Source organism: Megasphaera sp. AM44-1BH, assembly GCF_003467125.1.
GTDB lineage: Bacteria > Bacillota > Negativicutes > Veillonellales > Megasphaeraceae > Megasphaera.
Window position 1 is genome coordinate 31,156 of sequence record NZ_QSFA01000018.1, and the last position, 20,671, is coordinate 51,826.

A 20,671-nucleotide genomic window follows, 5' to 3' on the forward strand; every position below is an offset into this window, starting at 1 on the left:
GATACAGACACTCCTTTTATTTTTTATTCTTCTTGCGGGAGGCAAAGTCGCCACAAGCCTGAATCAGATTGACGCCAATGACGAGGATGATGATCGTAGCCAGCATGACATCGGCCTGGAACCGCTGGTAGCCGTAACGGATGGCGATATCCCCGAGGCCGCCGCCACCGATGGCACCGGCCATAGCCGAAGCTCCGATGAGATTGACGATAAGGACGGTGATATTATTGATGATCGTAGGCAGGGCTTCCGGAAGCAGGACCTTGCGGATAATCTGCAGCGGAGAAGCACCCATGGATTCGGCTGCTTCGACGAGACCGAAATCGACGTCGCGGATACTCGTTTCTACGAGCCGGCTGAGGAACGGAATGGCGACGATGGTCAGCGGTACACAGGCTGCCGTCGTGCCGATGGACGTACCGGCAATGAGACGGGTCAGGGGGATGATGGCGACCATGAGGATGATGAACGGAATGGAACGGATGATGTTGACGATGGTTCCGAGAATCTGATTGATCACCCGGTTTTCCAGAATGTGGCCCTTGCTGGTCGTGACCAGCGTGATGCCAAGAGGAATACCGATGATAGCAGCAATGAGAGTAGAGATAGACACCATGAACAGTGTTTCTTCAATACCCTGTATCATTAATTTAATGAGTTCTGGGGACATATCCTAAAACCTCGCTTTCAACAGGTTGAGTCTTAATATACGAATACGCTTCGGTCTGGGCTTTCATATCGCCCATGATGACGACGATCAGATAGCCAAAGGGAACATCCTGGATGTAATCGATGTTGCCGTAGAGGACGCTGACATCGAGATTGAACTTGCGGGCAATATTGACCACCAGCGGTTCGTTCGTAGCGGCTCCCTTGAAGCGGAAGCGGACGAGCATATCCCGGTCCGGCGACGGCTGATCGGTAACGCCCAGCTTTTTGATGCCTTCAGGCAGTTCCATGTTGATGACCGATTTGACGAATTCTTTCATCGTTTCCGACTGGGGATTGGTAAAGACGTCGATGACCCGGCCCTGTTCTTTGATGACTCCGCCTTCGATGACGGCCACGCGGTCGCAGATTTCCTTGATGACGGCCATTTCGTGGGTAATGATGACGATGGTGATGCCCAGCCGTTTATTGATGTCTTTTAACAGTTCCAGGATGGATTTGGTCGTCTGCGGGTCCAGTGCCGATGTCGCTTCATCGCACAACAGTATCTTCGGATCGCTGGCCAGGGCACGGGCAATGCCGACACGCTGTTTCTGGCCGCCCGAAAGCTGGGAAGGATAATTGAACTGCCGGTCTGTCAGGCCGACCAGTTCGAGCAGGGAATCGACCTTGCTGCGGATGACTTCTTTGGACGCGCCGGCCAGTTCCAGCGGGAAGGCGATGTTGTCAAATACCGTGCGCGATGACAACAGGTTGAAGTGCTGGAAGATCATGCCGATGTTTTTGCGTTCGGCCCGCAGCTGGCTGTCAGACATGGCAGTCAGTTCCTTGTCATCAATGATGACTTTGCCCGTCGTCGGTTTTTCCAGCATATTGATGCAGCGGACGAGCGTCGATTTGCCGGCACCACTTTTCCCGATGATGCCGAAAATTTCGCCGTCATGGATAGTCAGTGAGATGCCTTTCAGAGCCTGGACGTGCGTTTTGCCGCCGTAGGTCTTGGTAATGTTTTCAAAGGTAATCACAAAATCAACTCCTTAATGGATACACCTGTAGGTGCTGATAGCATAAAAAAAGCCGTCAACAGATGCTGACGGTACGTGTACAATCATTTCATCTGCCGGATAGAAATCCGTTGGACTTGGCACCTTCCCGCTATGGGGGGTTGCCGCAGTGTCATAGGGCCATTCCCTCGGCTGCTCTGGATGAACTCTTTATGTAGTTGCTGAGTTGTATAGTAACACTAATAGGAATCCTTGTCAATGTTATTTGCGTAAAAAGTTGAATGTCGTTCGGAAAAAATATTTTCTCATGAGGCAGGAATTTAATTTTTTATATCGAATACTTAATATATGAGGAACAGGATATCCGGATTTTGAGCATGGATGGTCCGGAACGGGGTTCCTCACGAAAGGAAGGGATTTTTATGGCAACAATCGTAAGAGGCAAGAATTTAGAAATTACACCGGCATTAAAAGACTATGTACTGAAACATGAAAAGAAAGTAACGAAGTACTTCGAAAATGAAGTCAATGTCCAGGCTCTTCTTTCCGTCGAAAAAGATCGTAAAATTGCTGAAATTACCTTAAAAGTAGATGGTGTCGTCCTTCGTGGCGTCGAAGCCAATGATGATATGTACGCCGCTATCGATCTGGTTTACGATAAAATGGTACGCCAGATCCACAAATATAAAACGAAGCTGGCACGCCGCATGAAAGGCGGTTCCTTCCATGAAGGCCTCGTAGAAGGACCGGCAGCACCGGAAGAAACCTTCGAAATTGCCAGAGTCAAGAAATTTGCAGCCCGTCCTATGGACGTAGAAGAAGCTATCCTGCAGATGAATCTCGTAGGCCACGATTTCTTCGTGTTCCTCAATTCGGAAACGGAAGCCATCAACGTCGTATACAAACGGAAACACGGCAAATATGGCCTGATTGAACCGGAATACTAAGTGACCAGACAGGGGCCTGTCATACCGCAGACAAGGGTATGACGGGCCCCTGTTTTTATATATAAAATAAACATAATGGTATAAATCATTATACCTACTACGGAATATGCGGACCATAGCATAAACGGAGTATGCGTATACTGGATATAGTACGAACTGTGTGTTGTAATACGTGTTGGAAAATTCTGTGTTATCTTTGCATAATGTTTTTTCATGCCAGATGCCTTGTATTATGTGACATTTTTTTGTATGATAAGAGTTAGCTTTAGCAATTTTTAAAAAATTGTTAAAAATAATATTTTGATATATTGCGCCCTCCCGATGAATATGTTAATGACATATGTCGTCGGGGGGGTAAATTTGTATATGGATATCGAGGCGATGGCATTGAAACTAAAACATCCTGCATGGCTGATGGGCACGGCATGCCTGCTTATGACCGTGGCATCGGGCGCACAGGCGGCTCCTCCTGTCACAGTCAATGTACCTGTAGACAGCGCCTATTATTCCTATATTGATAAGCTGAGTGCTATGGGCTACTTGAAGACTATGCCTAACGGGGCCCGCCCCTACAGCCGACTCCAGCTGGCCCGCTGGGTGAGAGAAGCACAGGAAACGGCCCAGAGCCGTCCCATGCCGGCCTATCTGGCTGATGAAACAGAGGCTCTGGCCCAATACGTTGCACCAGAACTGGCGGTACTCGATGGATCGAAATTGGAGGATCCGGTACGGCTTCGTGACGTATCGGTCCAAGCGGGCGTTTTGCACAGCGACGAACAAACATACCGCTATGGACAGGGAATCCACGCAGGCTGGCAGCCCTTTTCCCACAAGCAGAATGGTTATACCTATGGCCGCGATGGCAATGGCATCCTTTCTGCAGACATTTCCGGGAATATCGATCAGAACCTTGCTCTGTCCCTCCGTCCCCGTATCAGCTATGACCGGGACAACAAGGGCAGTGTCACCCTGGAAGAAGGCTATATCAAGCAGAAGATGGGCGTCTGGAATCTGGAAATCGGCCGGGAAGCCCTGCGCTGGGGCCAGGGAGAAACGGGAAATCTGGCCTTAGGAAGCAACATGCGTCCCCTGACAATGGTACAGATCCACTACAATGAACCCCGTAAGACCGGAGGATTCTTCCGCTTCCTGGGAGAACGGGATTTCCATATCTTTTACGGCCGGCTCGAAGGAAACCGGGCCGATGAAGCCGCGGCAGCAGGACGTACCGATTACGACCATGCCGGCATCCTGGGAATCCGTACCGATTTTTCCCCGACCTCGTACTTTACCTTCGGCCTGGCCCGGATTTCCGTACTGGGCGGAGACCATAACGGACTGGACTGGTCCGACTGGAAGCATTGGACCTATGGCCGCAACGATGATAACAGCGACGACCGCTGGGATGATATCGCCGGTGGTGATTTCCGTCTCCGTCTGCCAAAGATGACACTCTATGGAGAACTCTATGGCGAAGACCAGTCTCATTATCTGCCTTCCGATATAGCGTGGCGTGCTGGCCTCTATCTGCCGTCGCTGACCCGGGATGGCTCCTGGGATATGACGTTGGAAATGGCCCATACGACAGACAGTTGGTACAGTCACCAGCATTTTCAGAATGGCTGGACCTACCACGATGCCATCATGGGTGACGATATGGGACAAAATGCCCGTAAATACTATGCGGCCGTCCGCCATTATCTGTCCGAAGAAAGCCGTATCGGTCTCTATGCCATGCGCACTGAACGGGACCGGGATACGATGCGTTCCCAGTCGGTCAATGAATGGGGCCTCACGGGGCAGAAGAAGCTCCGTGACCATATGTATCTCCGGGGAACGGCCGGCTATGCGTCGGCCAGCCAGTCTGGCGGTCATAGCGATCACGACGTCTTTGCCTTAGTGAGCCTGCAGTGGCAGTATCAGTGAGGAGTATAGAAAATGATTGATATACATTCTCACATTCTCCCTGCCATTGACGATGGGGCCAGGAACATGGATATGACTCTTTCCATGCTCCATATGTCTGTCGAATCGGGCGTGACCGATATCATCGCCACGCCTCATGTCAACCGGGGCGGGCACGTCCCGTCATGGCAGGAAATAGAGGAAAAAACGGCCCAGGTGACAGATGCTGCGAAAGAAGCGTATCTGCCCATCCATATCTATAGCGGTGCCGAAATCGAGCTCAATGGCGATGTCCTGCGTTTCCTCAAAGAAGGCAGCCGGGACTACTGTCTGGCAGGCAGTCCTTATATTCTGCTGGAACTGACTGACCAGTCCCAGCCGGATATGTCAGAGCGTCTGATCTACGAACTGCAGCTCCGCGGCTTCTGGCCCATCCTGGCTCATGTGGAACGATACGGACAGCTCATGAGCCATCCCGATATCCTCATTTCCTGGGCAAAAAAGGGGATTCTCCTCCAATGCAACATAGGAAGCTTTACGGGATATTTTGGACAGCATTTACAGCGTCATGCAGAGAATTTATATCAGAATCATCTTGTGCATTTCCTCGGAAGTGACGGTCATCGCACAGAATTCCGCACGACCGATATGAGGGAAGGGCAGGACGCCCTGCGGAGTCTGCAGCAGAAGCAGCATAACCAGCAGGATTTATGGCTGGAAACAACACAAAATGCTTCCCGTATATTGAATCATCGCGTACTCTATCCCGATGTGCCGGAGCACTGGCAGGTAAAGAAAAAGGGATTGTGGCACCGGCTATTTAGCTGATAACGGATGATTTTGGACTACTAGCATACATATAGAGATTATAGGATGTGAATATGATGAAGAAACCATTTCTCGCCGCCGCTCTGATGGCGATGCTTGTGACAGGAACAGCCTGCGCGCAGGAATATCTCATGCGCCCCGGTGATGAACTCAATATCGTAGTGACCCAGCAGCAGGACCTGGGGAATACACAGACCAATCAGACGCCGTTCGTCGTCCGGCCGGACGGCAACGTATCGTTTCCCCTCGTGGGAGAAATCCATGCCGAAGGCATGACCGTTTCCCAGTTTACCCAGACACTGCAGCAGGGACTGTCCCGATATATCGTCGATCCTGACGTATCGGTGAATCTGACGAAACTGGGCCGCATGCGGGTCTACGTTTTTGGCGAAGTGAAAAAGCCTGGTGCGGTGGAACTGGAAAAATCCCATACCGTCATGGATGCTATCGGGGCGGCCCAGGGATTTACCCGCGATACGGCCAAGAAAAAAATTTTCCTCATCCATCAGGACCAGCCCAAATCGCTGATTCCCATTAATCTGAACAATATGCTCAAGACCGGCGATATGTCGCAGAACTATGTCATGCGTGAAGGCGATATCCTTTATCTGACTAAGAACCACCGCATCGACTTTGCCCGCGATATTGCGCCTATCTTCAGCAGTATTTACATGATTACCGAAGCAAAAGATAACATGGATAACTGATTTCTATCCCAGGAGTTGAACAGAGTGGAAGAAATAACGATTGATTTAAAAGACCTTTTTGAAACCATGTGGCAGGAAAAAAAGAAAGTCGCTGCCGTGACAGCCGTCTGCATGGCTCTGGGCGGTCTCTATCTGGTCATAGCGCCGCCGGTGTATCAGTCTACATCGCTGCTGCGTATTAAGCAGGACCAGGGCCTTGCCGATTCGATTATGTCCAAAGTCACAGGCGGCAATACGGCCAACGATAAACAGCGCATGATGACCGACGCAGAAATCCTCAAGAGCCGCAACGTCGTCCTGCCGGTCATTGAACAGACGGAAGAACGGAACAGCAGTGGCGAACTGCCGACGTACGAAGCCTATGTCAAGAGCCATATTATTACTAAGCCCTATAAAGACACAGAAATACTGGAAGTCGATGTGACCGGCAAGTCACCGGAACAGGCACAGAAAGCAAACGAACTGTTAGTACAGGGCTTCATGAACCGCCTGACGGAACTATCCCACGATGAACAACGGCGGACCCGGGAATTTCTCGAACAACGTTTGGGAACATCGAAAGGCGAACTGAACGATGCTGAAAACAAGCTGCAGCAGTATCAGTCAGCCAATAAGATGTATTCGACGGACGATCAGATGAAGCAGTTGACAGAAAAGCTGAACATCGTCGATAAGGCCAGAGCCGAAAACCAGCTCAATCTGGAAACGGCCCAGGCAGGGCTGACCAGCGTCAACGAACAGCTGAGTTCCGCCGGCGTATCCATTGCCGACAGTCCGGCCATCCAGCAGTATAAGACACAGCTGGCACAGCTGGAAGCGACGAAAGCTGGCTATGTCGGCAAATACACGGACGAACATCCGAAGATGCAGGAAATCAATAACCAGATTGCCACGACCAAAGCCAGTCTCGAAACGGAAATAGGCAATATCGTCTCCCAGCAGGCCCCGTCCAGCAACGCTGTCCAGCAAGGGCTGCTGGCAGATAAATTCAAGAATGAAGCGGCCATCGCCGTAGCACAGAGTAAAAAGACGGCCCTCGACCAGATGGATGCCCAGAATAATGCCATCATAGCCAGCCTTCCGAAGAAAGAACAGGGATTCGTCCGGGTCAAGCGGGATGCCAATGTAGCCAATGAAATCTATGTCATGCTGGCCAAACGGCTGGAAGAAGCCAAAGTAGCCGAAGTCATGGTACCAAATGAAGTACAGGTCGTCGATGCGGCGACACTGCCGGAAAAACCGATTAAGCCGCGCAAAATGCTGATTATGGCCATTGCCACCATTCTGGGCCTGCTCCTGGGTATGGGCGGTGTCGTGGCACATTCCCTGCTGTACCGCAAAATCCGCACGGCAGAAGATGTGGAAAAAGAACTGGGACTTCCCGTACTGGGAATGGTGCCCGATGCGGATGCTGCACGCTATGAACATACGGTAAAAGAAAGCTTCTGGAAAAAATGGAGGGATAAACTATGGCGGAAATAGATTTTATTACACAATATGACAGCCGGTCCCCTATATCTGAAGCCTATCGCTCAATCCGCACGAATCTGCAGTTTTCCGGTGCCGGTCAGGATTTGAAAGTCGTGGCCTTTACATCGGTTATTCCAGAAGAAGGCAAATCGACGACCGTAGCCAACCTGGGAATCGTCATGGGACAGGATAATAAAAAAGTCCTCCTTATCGACTGTGACCTGAGAAAGCCCGTACTGCACCGGCGGTTTGAACTGCCCAATAAAGGGCTGACCAACTGCTTTGCCGAAAACATACCCCTTCGTCAGGTCATCCAGAAAAACATCTTCCCCAATCTCGACATCGTAACCAGCGGTCCCGTGCCGCCAAACCCGGCAGAACTCCTGGGATCTTCCCGCATGATGAACCTGCTGGAAGAAGTCGATGAAGACTATGACTACATCTTCCTCGACATGCCGCCCGTCCTGGTCGTCACCGACGCCGCCATTATAGGCAGCAAAGTAGACGGAGTCGTCCTCGTCCTGGCTAGTGGAGAAGTCAGCCCCGAAGAAGCCCGGCAGGCCAAATCCCTCCTGGAAAAAGGCAAAGCCAACATCCTGGGAGCCGTCCTGAACAAAATCCCCTACACCCACAAACACAGCCACTACTACTATTACTACTACGACCAGGACCACGTAAAACACAAGCATCATAAGTGAAGGGATTAGTGAGTAGCAGTCAGCAGTTAGCGGTTAGCAGGCCGGAAAGGCCATGGGTCGTAGGTCGTTCATCGAAGCCGGTTTGCGACGTAAGAAGGCGTCCCCGTGAGGGCCCTTTTTGGCTCAGCAGGTATCGACCAAAGGGAGATGCAGGCTGGTTGCCAAAACGGAGAGCAGAGATGAAGCTGACGCCATCGGCGTCTGAAGGGGCTTTATATGAACAAAGTTGAAGCCGGTTAGTCATACATCTGGATTTATCACAACTAAAACTAGCAATCATAGTGCAGCGACAGCCGCCGCTGCACATAAACCCACAGAAAGGAATGAGACCATGAGCACACGAGTATACCCAACATCTCGAAAACTAATAGATTTGTTGGGCGACGTAGCTATCATATCCATGACCTATATCGTCCTTGCTTTACTGCTGGTCAATCGTCAGACACTGGTAACGCATATTGTTTTATATTCAGGTATGCTGCCCCTGGCAGTTGTCCTATCTATCGGGCTGTTCATCATATATGGCCTGTATACACTGCAGTACATTTCAAAGTCTATAAGCAAAATTAAGACGAAAATCCTTAGGTATGGCATCACAGTATGAAAGAATGAGTTAGAAAGTATTTTATGCCACTTTGTTACTCAGAATTCAAATTTCAGTACATAGCTTCGTGCCATTGCCGGCTTGGGTGGTGCGGATCAAACAGTGTCTTAAAGATTTATAAATTGGCATAAATGAATAATAGTAATAAGGTGGTATCTGAATATGAAAATTCTTGTAGTATGTCAACACTATTATCCCGAAAATTTTCAGATAACTGATATTTGCGAAGAACTAGTTAAGCATGGAAATCAAGTCACAGTACTTACGGGTATTCCAAATTATCCTCAGGGTGAATTTTTTAAAGGATATGATACCCATCATCACCGTCACGAAATAAGAAATGGTGTTGAAATTATTCGCGCGAGAGAGATACCTAGACACAAGGGACTTTTTCATCTGGCTATCAACTATATTAGTTTTTGCTTTTTTGCATCATTAAAAGCGTTAACTATAAAACGTGATTTTGATGTAATCTATGCATATCAATTATCCCCGATTTTAATGGTAATTCCAGCAATTATATTAAAATATCTTTCAGGGAAAAGACTATTTCTTTATTGTTGTGACTTATGGCCTGAATCTTGTGAATCTTTTATTAGTAATAAATCCTTTTTTTATAAAGTAATCAAATTTTTTAGTACGTGGATTTATAGGCAAAGTGATGTAATTGGTGTCGAAAGTGAAGACTTTTTGGACTATTTTGTTACTCGTCACCAAATTGATGAGAAACGATTGTTGTATATACCTCAGTTTGCCGATTCTTCATATTTGAATCAAAAATTTGATGAGCCACATGAAAATATAAATTTTGTTTTTCTCGGTAATGTAGGAAAACCACAAAATTTACAGCATTTCGTGAAAGCCTTTTCTAAAGTCCGGACACAAACAAAGTTTTTAGTACATATTGTTGGAACGGGGAGCTTTATAAATGAATTAAAGGAGATGGTCATAGAATATAAATTAGAGTCAAAATTTATTTTTCATGGTCGTCATCCAGTAGAAGAAATGGGAAAATTTTATTCAATTGCAGATGCTTGCATTATGGGATTAACTGGAGAAAGTATTATTGGTCATACAATTCCAAATAAATTGCAAGGATATATGGCTGCTGGAAAAACTGTGATTGCAGCAATTGATGGAGCGGCTAATAATATTATACAATCGTCTAATTGCGGAATTGCAGTTTCAGCTGATGATATAAATGCTTTGTCCCAAGGTATTCAGGATTTTTTAGATCATCCTGAAAAATATAAAAATTGTGGAGAAAATGGACGACGTTATTTTAAGAAACATTTTTATAAAGACCAGCACATTAAATCGGTAGAATCGGTTATAAAAATATTAAACAGAAAGGAAGCAGATAAATGGATTCCATATTTAAAAATCGAACATTGATGATAACAGGCGGTACAGGTTCTTTTGGACATGCAGTATTAAAACATTTTCTCAATTCAGATTTAAAACAAATCCGCATCTTTTCCCGGGATGAAAAGAAACAAGACGATATGCGTCATGAGCTTCAGGCTCAATATCCGGAATACGCAAAAAAAGTAAAGTTTTATATCGGTGATGTACGGAACATCCAATCTATCCGGGATGCTATGCCCGGTGTAGATTATATCTTTCATGCTGCCGCATTAAAACAAGTTCCTTCCTGTGAATTCTTTCCTATGGAAGCGGTGCGGACCAATATTATAGGTACAGATAATGTCCTTCACGCGGCGATTGATGCCGGTGTTAAACGGGTTGTCTGCCTTTCTACAGACAAGGCTGCTTATCCGATTAATGCTATGGGGATATCGAAAGCCATGATGGAGCATGTCATTTATGCTAATGCCAGAGTAGCGGCTGAAAGAGGCGGCACTACGATTTGCTGTACCCGGTATGGAAATGTCATGTGTTCCAGAGGCTCTGTCATCCCTCTTTTCATTGAACAGATAAAAAATGGACATCCTATTACGATTACTAATCCGGACATGACGAGATTCCTGATGAATCTGGATGAAGCTGTTGATCTAGTTCAATTCGCTTTTCAACATGCAAATCCGGGAGACTTATTCATTCAAAAGGCTGATGCCAGTACGATTGGTGATTTAGGAAAAGCCGTTCAGCAGCTTTTCGGTGATACAGGCATTCATATCATTGGAACCCGTCATGGTGAAAAACTGTATGAAACCCTTATGACCCGGGAGGAACGCTTGCGGGCCGAAGATATGGGAAATTATTTCCGGGTAGCTGCAGATAACCGAGATTTGAATTATGATAAGTTTGTCGTGAAAGGCGAAGTACATACTATGGCCGATGAAGCCTATACCAGCCATAATACCCAGCGATTGGATGTAGAAGGTACGGTTAAGAAGCTTCTGACTACGGATTATGTACAGGAAGAATTAGAGAACCGGGAACATAAAGTAAGCCTGTAAGGGAGAAGGAAACGTTATGAAAGAAAAGTTGTTATTGGTGGGAGCTGGCGGCCTGGGACGGGTCGTATCGGAGCATGCTAGAAATATATATGATTGTGCCTTCCTGGATGATGGTAAATCCTGCGGATTGGATGTCTGTGGGATTCCTGTTATTGGAGCTGTCAACGCATTGGGAAAACTGTATCCGGAATACAATCAACTCGTCGTAACCATTGGCAATAATCTATTGCGGGAACGGATTTATCAGGAAGCGGCTCAGATTGGCTATACCTTTCCCAATATCATTCTTTCTTCAGTATATGTAAGCCCATATGCCCAGATTGGACGAGGGTGTATTTTCTTGAATAATGCTGTCATTCAAAATGGAACAAAAGTGGGAAATGGAGTCATCTTAAATCCCGGTGTTGAAATCCATCATGATAGCGTTGTTGAAGATTATGCTTTGATTTATACTAATACAGTGGTACGATCGCTGGCAGTTGTAGGAAAACGGGCTCATGTTGGAAGTACACTCACAATCAGTAATGAAGTAAAAGTTCCTGACGATGCTGTTGTAGAAAATGGGCATACTCTTTTATGACATTAAGTGAGATGAAGGGATAGAAAGATTATGAAGATTTTGGTCACTGGAGCTGCCGGATTTGTTGGAAAAAATCTGGTAGAAAATCTGAAAAATATAAAGAATGGGAAGAATCGGACTCATTCTAAAATACATATCGACGAAATCTTTGAGTTTGATCGTTCCAATACGTTGGATGAATTAGATGATTACTGCAGGCGGTGCGATTTCGTTTTTAATCTGGCAGGAGTGAACCGGCCGAAAAATAATGACGAATTTCTAAAAGGAAATTTTGGTTTCGCCTCTATTCTTCTGAATACGTTGAAAAAGAATCACAATACTTGTCCCGTCATGCTTTCTAGTTCCATCCAGGCAACACTGCAAGGACGGTTTGGAAACAGTGAATATGGACTGAGCAAAAAAGCCGGAGAAGAGCTTTTCTTTACCTATGCTCAGGAAACAGGCGCCATTGTATATGTATATCGTTTTCCCAATTTGGCTGGCAAATGGATTCAGCCGAATTACAATAGTGCTGTAGGGACTTTTTGTTACAATATAGCCCATGATTTGCCAATCAGGGTAGATGATCCCCAGACAGAACTGGAACTGCTATTTATTGATGACCTGTTGGAAGAAATGGCAGCAGCGTTAGAAGAAAATGCGCATCACTGTGATTATCCTGAAAAAGGGACCGTTATAGATGGCAAGGAGTATGATGGACTGACTCCTTATTTTACGTCCCATGGGAAGTATTGCGGAGCTACTGTAACGCATCGGGCGACTCTGGGACATATTGTTGATTTGCTTCAATCTTTTCACGACCAGCCTGAAACGTTAATCATGCCGGCGATTCCTGAAGGTTCTTTAGAAAAGAAACTGTTTTCCATGTATCTCTCTTATTTGCCGAAAGAAAAGGTAGCAGTGCCTCTTTCCATGCATGGCGATTCCCGTGGAAGTTTTACGGAACTGATTAAGACCATGGATCATGGACAGATTTCTGTCAACATCAGCAAGCCGGGAATTACGAAGGGAGAACATTGGCATAATTCTAAATGGGAAATTTTTATCGTCGTTTTCGGTCATGGGCTGATTCAGGAACGAAAGATAGGAACTGACGAAATCATAGAATATGAAGTAGATGGATCCAAGCTTCAGGCTGTTTATATGTTACCTGGGTATACTCACAATATCATTAACCTGTCCCAAACAGAAAATCTGGTTACCGTAATGTGGGCTAATGAAATATTTGACCCGGAACATCCGGATACATTTTCGGAAAAAGTTGAAAAATAGGGGGCAAAAGACGCTATGTTTGAAGATGTCCATTGGCAGGAAAATGGAAAACTGAAGTTGCTAATTATCGTAGGCACACGACCGGAGATTATCCGCCTTTCCGCCGTAATTAAGAAATGTCGGACTTATTTTGATACCTTGCTGGCTCATACAGGCCAGAATTATGACTATAATTTGAATGGCGTGTTTTTTCATGATTTAGGGCTGGCTAATCCGGAAGTTTATCTGGATGCAGTAGGAGATAATCTGGGCGCTACCATGGGGAATATCATAGCTAGGTCGTACGAACTTATGGTAGCCATCAGACCCGATGCCATATTGGTATTAGGTGATACAAACAGTTGTTTGTCCGTCATTGGTGCGAAACGACTGCATATTCCTATTTTCCATATGGAAGCGGGTAACCGCTGCAAGGATGAATGCCTGCCGGAAGAAACGAACCGTCGCATTGTGGATATTATCTCCGATGTCAATATGGCTTATTCTGAACACGCCCGGAGATACCTTGCCGAATGTGGCCTGCCAAAAGAACGGACCTATGTTACGGGTTCGCCTATGGCAGAGGTCCTTTATGCCAACCTGAAGCAGATTGAAGCTAGCGATATTCATCAGCGCCTGCATTTGACTAAGGGAAAGTATATCCTGTTATCGGCACATCGGGAAGAAAATATTGATACAGAAAAAAATTTTGTTTCCTTGTTCACGGCCATTAATAAAATGGCGCAGACCTATGATATGCCAGTATTATATTCCTGTCATCCCAGAAGCCGGAAAAGACTGGAACAGTCCCATTTCCAGCTGGATTCAAGGGTCATCCAGCATGAACCCTTGGGATTTCATGATTACAACTGCCTGCAGATGAACGCTTTTGCTGTAGTATCTGATTCCGGTACGCTTCCCGAAGAAAGCAGTTTTTTTACCTCTGTTGGACATCCGTTCCCGGCCATTTGCATCCGAACTTCGACAGAAAGACCGGAAGCCATGGAAAAAGGCTGTTTTATCCTGGCAGGTATTGACGAAAAATCCCTGCTCCAGGCTGTGGATACAGCTGTAAAGATGAACCAGAATGGCGATTATGGCTTGCCGGTCCCAGACTACGTGGATGAAAATGTTTCGACAAAAGTCGTAAAGATTATCCAGAGCTATACCGGTATCGTGAACCGGATGGTGTGGAGAAAATAGAAGGGAAATGAACATGAAGGTATTCCAAATTAATACAGTATGTGGAGTAGGGAGCACTGGCAGGATTGCGACAGATCTCTACCATGTGTTAAAAAGTGAAGGCCATTCCTGCTGTATTGCTTATGGACGTGGGACGGCACCGAAAGAAGTAGATAGCTTTAAAATCAATTCCACTGCAGATGTATATATCCATACCTTCCTTTCCCGTCTAACCGATAGAGAAGGCCTTTTTTCAAAAGGCGCTACCAAACGTCTTTTGAAAAAAATACAGGACTACGCCCCGGATATTATCCATCTTCATAATATTCACGGGCATTATTTAAATTACCCCATGCTGTTTCGCTTTTTAAAGAACTATGGACGCCCCGTCGTGTGGACATTGCATGATTGTTGGGCCTTTACAGGCCATTGTGCGTATTTTGACTATGTGGGATGCCAGCGCTGGCAGAGCGGTTGTTATGACTGTCCCCAGTTAAAATCGTATCCGCAGTCCTATGGTATCGATCACAGCCGTGAAAATTTTTCCATGAAAAAAGAGTTGTTTACGGACTTGAAACAACTGCATATCGTTACGCCATCCCAATGGTTGGCTGATTTGGTAAAAAAATCTTTTTTGAAACAATATCCCGTCACCGTCATCCATAATGGCATTGACACGACGGTATTTAAACCGACTGCATCAGATTTCCGTAAACGAAATGGCCTGGAACATAAAAAAATCATTTTAGGCGTTGCCAGTCCATGGACAGTCAGAAAGGGAATTCAAGATTTCATTAAATTATCAGCTATGATTCCATATGAATGGAAAATAGTTTTAGTAGGTTTATCCAAAAAGCAACTAGCGTCCCTTCCGCCATCCATCTTTGGCATAGAAAGAACCAACAATACCAAAGAACTGGCACAAATCTATACTGCAGCTAATGTATTCTTCAATCCAACTTATGAAGATAATTACCCCACAACAAACTTGGAAGCCATTGCCTGCGGGACTCCTGTTGTCACCTATGATACAGGAGGAAGCCCGGAAAGCATTAGCAATAGAAAAATGGGTTCAAGTGTAGACAAAGGAGACTTAGAATCAGCTTACTTGACTATTAGGTTGCTGACTAAAAATGTTGAAAAAATAAATGATAATAATGGCTATATAGATAAAGATAGAAAATATCGCATATATATATCTTTATATGAAAAATTTAACCGAAGAAATGATTTTATGCAAGGTTAAAAATATTATTCATCCAAGAACGTAGGTATTGATTGAGGGTACAGATATGAATATTTCCATAAGAAGAAACTTGGCAGGCTTTTTGTTGATTTATGCTCTATTAGGAGCCTTATTCTCTTGTTTGTGGTTGGATATACCAGATATTTATTTCTGGAATTATGGAATTTTACTTCTTGCATATTTCATTGATGGTGGAATAACATTTTTTATGTGGAGCAGTGGAAAAATTAAGTTCTTTGATCCATTTACAATCATTTCTTTCTTATATATGATGATACTTGTAATTTATCCGATGTATGACTATACGCAGCTTAACGTTTATAAAAGTGGGGTAGATACATCGAGTGGATGTATAAAAGGAACAATCATATTTATGGTGTCTTATTTATTTTTCTGCATTGGCTATTTTTTTAGCAATGTTAAAGATAAGGGGCATCACTATTTTAAAATAATTGAACGATTAAGCTCAAGTGAAATGACAAGTATTGCGCTTGTTTGTTGGATTATTTCTTTTGCAGGTGCTATGGCAGGACAAATAAGTCGAGGCTTTTCATGGAATTTCATTTTGTCTATGGGAGCAGTAGGTCAAGATGACATTCTTGTTAATTCTTCAAGCGGTGGCCTACTGTTTTTACTTATGCTTATTCCGACAATGATAGTATCAGAAGTAATGATATTAAATTACAGTAAAAATCCACTTTTAAAAACGGTGACTTTTATATTGACATTTGTATTTTTGTTTATGCGTGGTGGGCGTATGCTAATGATTGATTTAGTAGCTGCACCAGTCGTTTTGTGGTATTTAAAGCGGAAGAAATCACCTTCAACAAGTACTATTTGTGCTGCTTTTGCATCAGCTATAGTTTTATTTGCAGTTTTGCAGGTTTCTCGAGTTGATATTTCTCAGGGGCAAGATTTCAGGGAAAATTTGATGAATAATATATTTTCTGTAGAAACTTATATGTCTGTATTTGACAGCGATTTTTCTACTTATAAGGTTTATTATGGAATTGTGAACACGTTTCCTGATCAATATGATTTCCTATATGGCAGAGGCATGATTGGATATACAATGGCTTTAATAGTCCCCAGGGCCCTTTGGCCTGATAAGCCAGATGCTCCTGAACGTGAAGTAGTGTATGATGCTATGGGGCAGGAAGCAATGGATAATGGTAATGCCTATCCCAATATAGGTATTTTTTACAGTGAATTTGGTATTTTAGGTACAGTAATTTTAATGTTCTTATATGGCGTTATTATGTCAAAATCTAGGAAATTATATAAAATAGAAAGTGAGTCTGCACTTATTTTGTATGCTTGTTTATGGCCATTTTGTTTTCAATTAACCACGCGATCTTTTTCAGATGTGGTATATACGCTTTTGTTTGGCTTTCTTCCCATGTTTATATGTTGGTTCCTGTCTGGAAGTAAAAGAAAGGATATGTAATTCATGAAAATTATAGTATGTCATCCGGCTCAACAACACTCTTATAGATTGGCTACGGCTTTAAAACGGGGAAAAATGCTGGGGGCTTATATTACAACCGTTTATTATAAACCGCGTTCTTTTACCCGACTTATATCCACCATCCTCAAAGGTAAATTTAAAAAGAAAGCTGAAGGTAGGCACACCAGTGAACTTGATGATAAAGAAGTGATACAGTTTTGTGAGATAGAGGGACTCCTTAAACTGTTAGCACTTAATGTGCCCTTTTTCTCTCACTTTTATAATAAATTAAAATACAATACGGCGGATAGATTTGCTAAAAAAGTGGCACAGTATGCGATAGATCACCGGGTAGATGCTGTGGTTACTTACGATGATTGTTCCCCTTTATTATTTGAAACTCTCCAAGAAAAAGCGCCTCACATTTTAAGAATCTTAGATGTATCCGCAGCAAATCTCATATATATGCGACAGATTTATGATAAGGATATGGATTTATCCCCTGACTTTGCGATGCGATTGAGAAAAGAAATGTCCAGATGTTGGAATCCAACTATTTTGGATAGAGCAAAGCGTGAAATTCTTTCTTCACAAAAATTTCTTGTTCCTTCTAATTTTGTGTCAACATCATTAAAATATTCTGGCGTCAAAGAAAATCAAATGCTTTATTGCCCTTATGGCGTGGATGCATCCCAATTTTCACAGAAGAATTATGAAGATGTGAAAAACATGAATGACCGTCCTCTTCGCTTCATATACGTAGGCGGTGTTAAAGAATTGAAAGGAATTTCCTATTTGCTGAAAGCATTCATGAATATTCCTCAAGATAAAGCGGAGCTCACAATAGTAGGCGCATATAGCCCACAAGATAAAGATATACAGCCATACTTAAGACGGGTTCATTTTACCGGTATGGTTCTACATTCTGAAGTTCCCAATCTGCTGAAAGCTGCTGACGTGTTTGTTTTTCCATCACTGGGGGACGGATTTGGTTTGGCCGTTTTGGAAGCAGCGGCGGTGGGTTTGCCTCTTATTATTTCTGAGAATGCCGGTGTGACGGATGTTATCAGGAATAATAAAGAAGGGTTAGTTATTCCAATCCAGTCATCCAAAGCGATAGAAGATGCGGTGACATGGTTTGTTAATCATCCTGAAGCTATATGCCCTATGGGCATGGCTGCTAGAGCAAAAGCATTAGAATACACATGGGAAAGATACTATAAAACGGCTGCTGAACAGATTCGGAGGAGTCTGCATGATTAAGAAAAAAATTATTCTACTTGGTGATAGTATAACTCAAGGACTGGGGAGCAGAAAGGTTAACTTTACGCAGACCTTACAGGATAAACTAGAAAATTGTTTTGTTGTTGAAAATATGGCATTGACCGGCACGACGATATTGTATGCTAAGAAAATTTTAAATTCTATTATATCACGTAATCCAGACTATGTGATTATACTATATGGAAATGTAGATGCTCAAATACGGCCCAATAGGCAAGGAGTCGTATTTCCTCACATCCCTGAACGGTTCCGTAAAAATGGAATGCTCATGCCAAGGCCATTTTATTCTCATACTTTTCTTAAAATGATGGGGCAAAAAATAGATAATATCCTTCGAAAACTTTTCAGTGAACTAATTTATAAAATAGATGGTTCCGAACAGTGGGTTGACAAGGAACTATTTAAAGAAACTTATGATTATGTTGTCCAGAAACTACTCGATTCAGGTAGTCAGGTAGTTGCATGTTCTACTGTTTTTATTGATGACATCATGTTTCCTGGCAGTTTGAATCAGTACATGATATTTAACAGAGAAATAGCTGATATTTCTGAAAAATATCAATGCGCTTTTATTGATTTATATAATTCACTTGCAAAAGTAGTACAGAAATCAGGATGGGAGGCTTATTACAATTATGATCATTTTCATCCCAACACGGGGGGGGTATGAGTTGATTTCTTCTATACTCGCCGGACAGATCCAGCACGACCATATTAATAGGAGGTAGTTCATATTATGGGCAAGCTGGTAAAAAATTATATTTATAATGTAATGTATCAGATGTTAGTGTTTATAGCGCCTTTGGTTACGGCCCCTTATCTTACGAGAGTTCTGGGAGCCGAAAGACTGGGGATTTCAAATTATGTACTTACTGTTGCAACTGTTTTTGGGACTGTGGGGCTTATAGGTACACAAAATTATGCAATCCGTGAAGTAGCCTATGTAAAAAATAATCCTAGAAAACTGGAAGAAACATTTTATGAGATTTTTACACTTCGTTTTGTTTTAGGGATTCTTACTCTGCTAGTCTATGCTCTTTATATTCATTTGGCGGCCTACCCATATCTTATGTTGATTATGACTTTATATGTGTCAGCTTGGTTCATAGATCCATGTTGGTTTTTTATTGGCATGGAAGATATGGGAAAAGCGGTAGCAAGAAATTTTTTTGCTAAGGCAGGAAATGTCATTGGAATTTTTATATTTGTAAAAACTCAAGATGATTATGTAAATTACATATGGTTGCTATCTTCTATGACGCTTTTGGCATCATTGCTGGCTATTCCTCAGCTTTGGAAATATTTTCATATTCATCTTGTAAAGGTTTCTTTGACACAACTTATCTATCATACGAAAGGAGCACTAGGGTTGTTTTGGCCTCAGATGGCAATATTAGTGTATATTTCAGCAGATAAAATCTTACTAGAATATTTAATTTCACCTGCTTCAGTAGCTTATTATGATCAGGCTGAAAAACTTATTAAGATACCACTTTCATTTATAACAGTTTTAAGTACAGTGATGATGCCTCGCCTTGCTAGCCAGTTTGCCAGTCACAATATGGAGACTATTCGACAGTATTTGGCGGAAATAATTCGTTTCTCTGCCTTTTTATCCTTTCCCATGATGTTTGGCATTATGGGAATTGCATCCACATTGGTACCATGGTTTCTTGGAAAGGAGTTTGAGCCGGTTGTTTCGGTAATCTGGGCTCTGGCTCCACTGATTCCATTGTCATCTATGATAGGTATCTCTGGAGATCAGTACTTAGTAGCTACTGGGCAGACCAAGGTGTTGACTTTATCCTACATAGTGGCTGCGCTTGTAAATGTAGTTGTAAATATAATATTGATTCCAAGGTATGCTGCTGTTGGATCTGCAATTGCGACAATATGTGCATATGGACTGATTTTAGTAATACAGTATAAAGTTTTGCTTAGAGAAATCTCTTTGCTTGATCCAATACTGAATTCTTTTTCTTATATTTGGAAATCTATTCCTATATTTCTGTTTGTTTTAGGATTAGCCTATATATTGCATGATAACTTTATTACTACATTATTGCAGATTTTAGGGGGCGGATTATTATATATAGGTGTTTTATTGATAACAAAGGATAAGATGATTTTCTTTTTGCTTAAATCAATTTCAAGAATGTTAACTAGAATATAAGATGTATTATCATTTTAATTTTTTTCTTTTACCATATTGGGAGAGATGAGCATTGCTCTGATTTATCGTCATTTCTGTATAGAAATAGTATCATTTGCATAAAAGGGGAGTTCATAATGAATTGCAGTTGCCGGTATCGGTTATGTAGGTCTTTCTTTAGCCACTCTTTTATCATGGTGCTAGCATATAAATAGGACAAGTCAAACTGAGGTTTCTATCAATCAGTTATCCAGCAATCAAAGCTGCCTTTTTC

18 protein-coding genes and 1 riboswitch are annotated in these 20,671 nt (G+C 43.4%); of the genes, 16 read left to right on the forward strand and 2 right to left on the reverse strand.

Annotated features, from left to right (window positions below; translation table 11 throughout):
- Positions 1–16: 16 nt before the first annotated feature.
- Together DW949_RS10890 and DW949_RS10895 are read right to left on the reverse strand one after the other, a co-directional pair.
- On the reverse strand, positions 17–670 hold the full coding sequence (locus DW949_RS10890) for a methionine ABC transporter permease (RefSeq protein ID WP_059077181.1): 654 nt from the start codon (positions 668–670) through the stop codon (positions 17–19).
- Positions 651–1,694, reverse strand: coding sequence for a methionine ABC transporter ATP-binding protein (locus tag DW949_RS10895; protein WP_118023241.1), 1,044 nt, complete (start codon positions 1,692–1,694; stop codon positions 651–653). The genes DW949_RS10890 and DW949_RS10895 overlap by 20 nt, the downstream gene beginning before the upstream one ends.
- Before the next feature lie 85 nt (positions 1,695–1,779).
- Positions 1,780–1,881, reverse strand: a riboswitch (SAM riboswitch).
- 214 nt (positions 1,882–2,095) lie between these two features.
- Here DW949_RS10895 and hpf point away from each other — a divergent pair.
- From hpf to DW949_RS10985, 16 genes are all read left to right on the forward strand, one after another.
- A complete protein-coding gene (gene hpf, locus DW949_RS10900; protein WP_118023242.1) occupies positions 2,096–2,620 on the forward strand; it encodes a ribosome hibernation-promoting factor, HPF/YfiA family in 525 nt (174 codons plus the stop codon).
- 366 nt (positions 2,621–2,986) lie between these two features.
- Positions 2,987–4,546: a capsule assembly Wzi family protein gene (locus DW949_RS10910; RefSeq protein ID WP_118023244.1), complete on the forward strand. Its 1,560-nt coding sequence runs from the start codon at positions 2,987–2,989 to the stop codon at positions 4,544–4,546.
- Positions 4,547–4,558: 12 nt separating this feature from the next.
- Positions 4,559–5,353 (forward strand): tyrosine-protein phosphatase, encoded by a 795-nt coding sequence (locus DW949_RS10915; protein WP_118023245.1) that lies wholly within the window; start codon positions 4,559–4,561, stop codon positions 5,351–5,353.
- A gap of 53 nt (positions 5,354–5,406) precedes the next feature.
- Positions 5,407–6,060, forward strand: coding sequence for a polysaccharide biosynthesis/export family protein (locus DW949_RS10920; RefSeq protein ID WP_118023246.1), 654 nt, complete (start codon positions 5,407–5,409; stop codon positions 6,058–6,060).
- 24 nt (positions 6,061–6,084) lie between these two features.
- The gene (locus tag DW949_RS10925) at positions 6,085–7,542 is read left to right on the forward strand and encodes a GumC family protein (RefSeq protein WP_118023247.1); all 1,458 of its coding nucleotides are present in this window, start codon (positions 6,085–6,087) and stop codon (positions 7,540–7,542) included.
- Complete coding sequence (locus DW949_RS10930; protein ID WP_118023248.1) at positions 7,530–8,228, forward strand: CpsD/CapB family tyrosine-protein kinase; 699 nt, start codon at positions 7,530–7,532, stop codon at positions 8,226–8,228. The genes DW949_RS10925 and DW949_RS10930 overlap by 13 nt, the downstream gene beginning before the upstream one ends.
- A 766-nt stretch (positions 8,229–8,994) precedes the next feature.
- A complete protein-coding gene (locus DW949_RS10940; RefSeq protein ID WP_118023250.1) occupies positions 8,995–10,227 on the forward strand; it encodes a glycosyltransferase family 4 protein in 1,233 nt (410 codons plus the stop codon).
- A complete protein-coding gene (locus DW949_RS10945; RefSeq protein ID WP_118023251.1) occupies positions 10,197–11,255 on the forward strand; it encodes a polysaccharide biosynthesis protein in 1,059 nt (352 codons plus the stop codon). Before DW949_RS10940 ends, DW949_RS10945 begins: the two co-directional genes overlap by 31 nt.
- A 16-nt stretch (positions 11,256–11,271) precedes the next feature.
- Positions 11,272–11,835, forward strand: a complete 564-nt coding sequence (locus DW949_RS10950; RefSeq protein ID WP_118023252.1) for a lipid carrier--UDP-N-acetylgalactosaminyltransferase — start codon at positions 11,272–11,274, stop codon at positions 11,833–11,835.
- 30 nt (positions 11,836–11,865) lie between these two features.
- Positions 11,866–13,107: an NAD-dependent epimerase/dehydratase family protein gene (locus DW949_RS10955; protein WP_118023253.1), complete on the forward strand. Its 1,242-nt coding sequence runs from the start codon at positions 11,866–11,868 to the stop codon at positions 13,105–13,107.
- A 15-nt stretch (positions 13,108–13,122) separates the two neighbouring features.
- Complete coding sequence (gene wecB / locus DW949_RS10960) at positions 13,123–14,289, forward strand: non-hydrolyzing UDP-N-acetylglucosamine 2-epimerase (protein ID WP_118023254.1); 1,167 nt, start codon at positions 13,123–13,125, stop codon at positions 14,287–14,289.
- 13 nt (positions 14,290–14,302) lie between these two features.
- Positions 14,303–15,514 (forward strand): glycosyltransferase, encoded by a 1,212-nt coding sequence (locus tag DW949_RS10965; RefSeq protein ID WP_158570675.1) that lies wholly within the window; start codon positions 14,303–14,305, stop codon positions 15,512–15,514.
- Between the two features lie 46 nt (positions 15,515–15,560).
- Positions 15,561–16,961 (forward strand): O-antigen polymerase, encoded by a 1,401-nt coding sequence (locus DW949_RS10970; RefSeq protein WP_118023256.1) that lies wholly within the window; start codon positions 15,561–15,563, stop codon positions 16,959–16,961.
- Positions 16,962–16,964: 3 nt separating this feature from the next.
- Positions 16,965–18,224 (forward strand): glycosyltransferase family 4 protein, encoded by a 1,260-nt coding sequence (locus DW949_RS10975; RefSeq protein ID WP_118023257.1) that lies wholly within the window; start codon positions 16,965–16,967, stop codon positions 18,222–18,224.
- The gene (locus DW949_RS10980) at positions 18,217–18,915 is read left to right on the forward strand and encodes a GDSL-type esterase/lipase family protein (RefSeq protein ID WP_118023258.1); all 699 of its coding nucleotides are present in this window, start codon (positions 18,217–18,219) and stop codon (positions 18,913–18,915) included. Before DW949_RS10975 ends, DW949_RS10980 begins: the two co-directional genes overlap by 8 nt.
- Before the next feature lie 66 nt (positions 18,916–18,981).
- Positions 18,982–20,418, forward strand: coding sequence for a flippase (locus tag DW949_RS10985; RefSeq protein ID WP_118023259.1), 1,437 nt, complete (start codon positions 18,982–18,984; stop codon positions 20,416–20,418).
- The last annotated feature ends 253 nt before the right edge of the window (positions 20,419–20,671 follow it).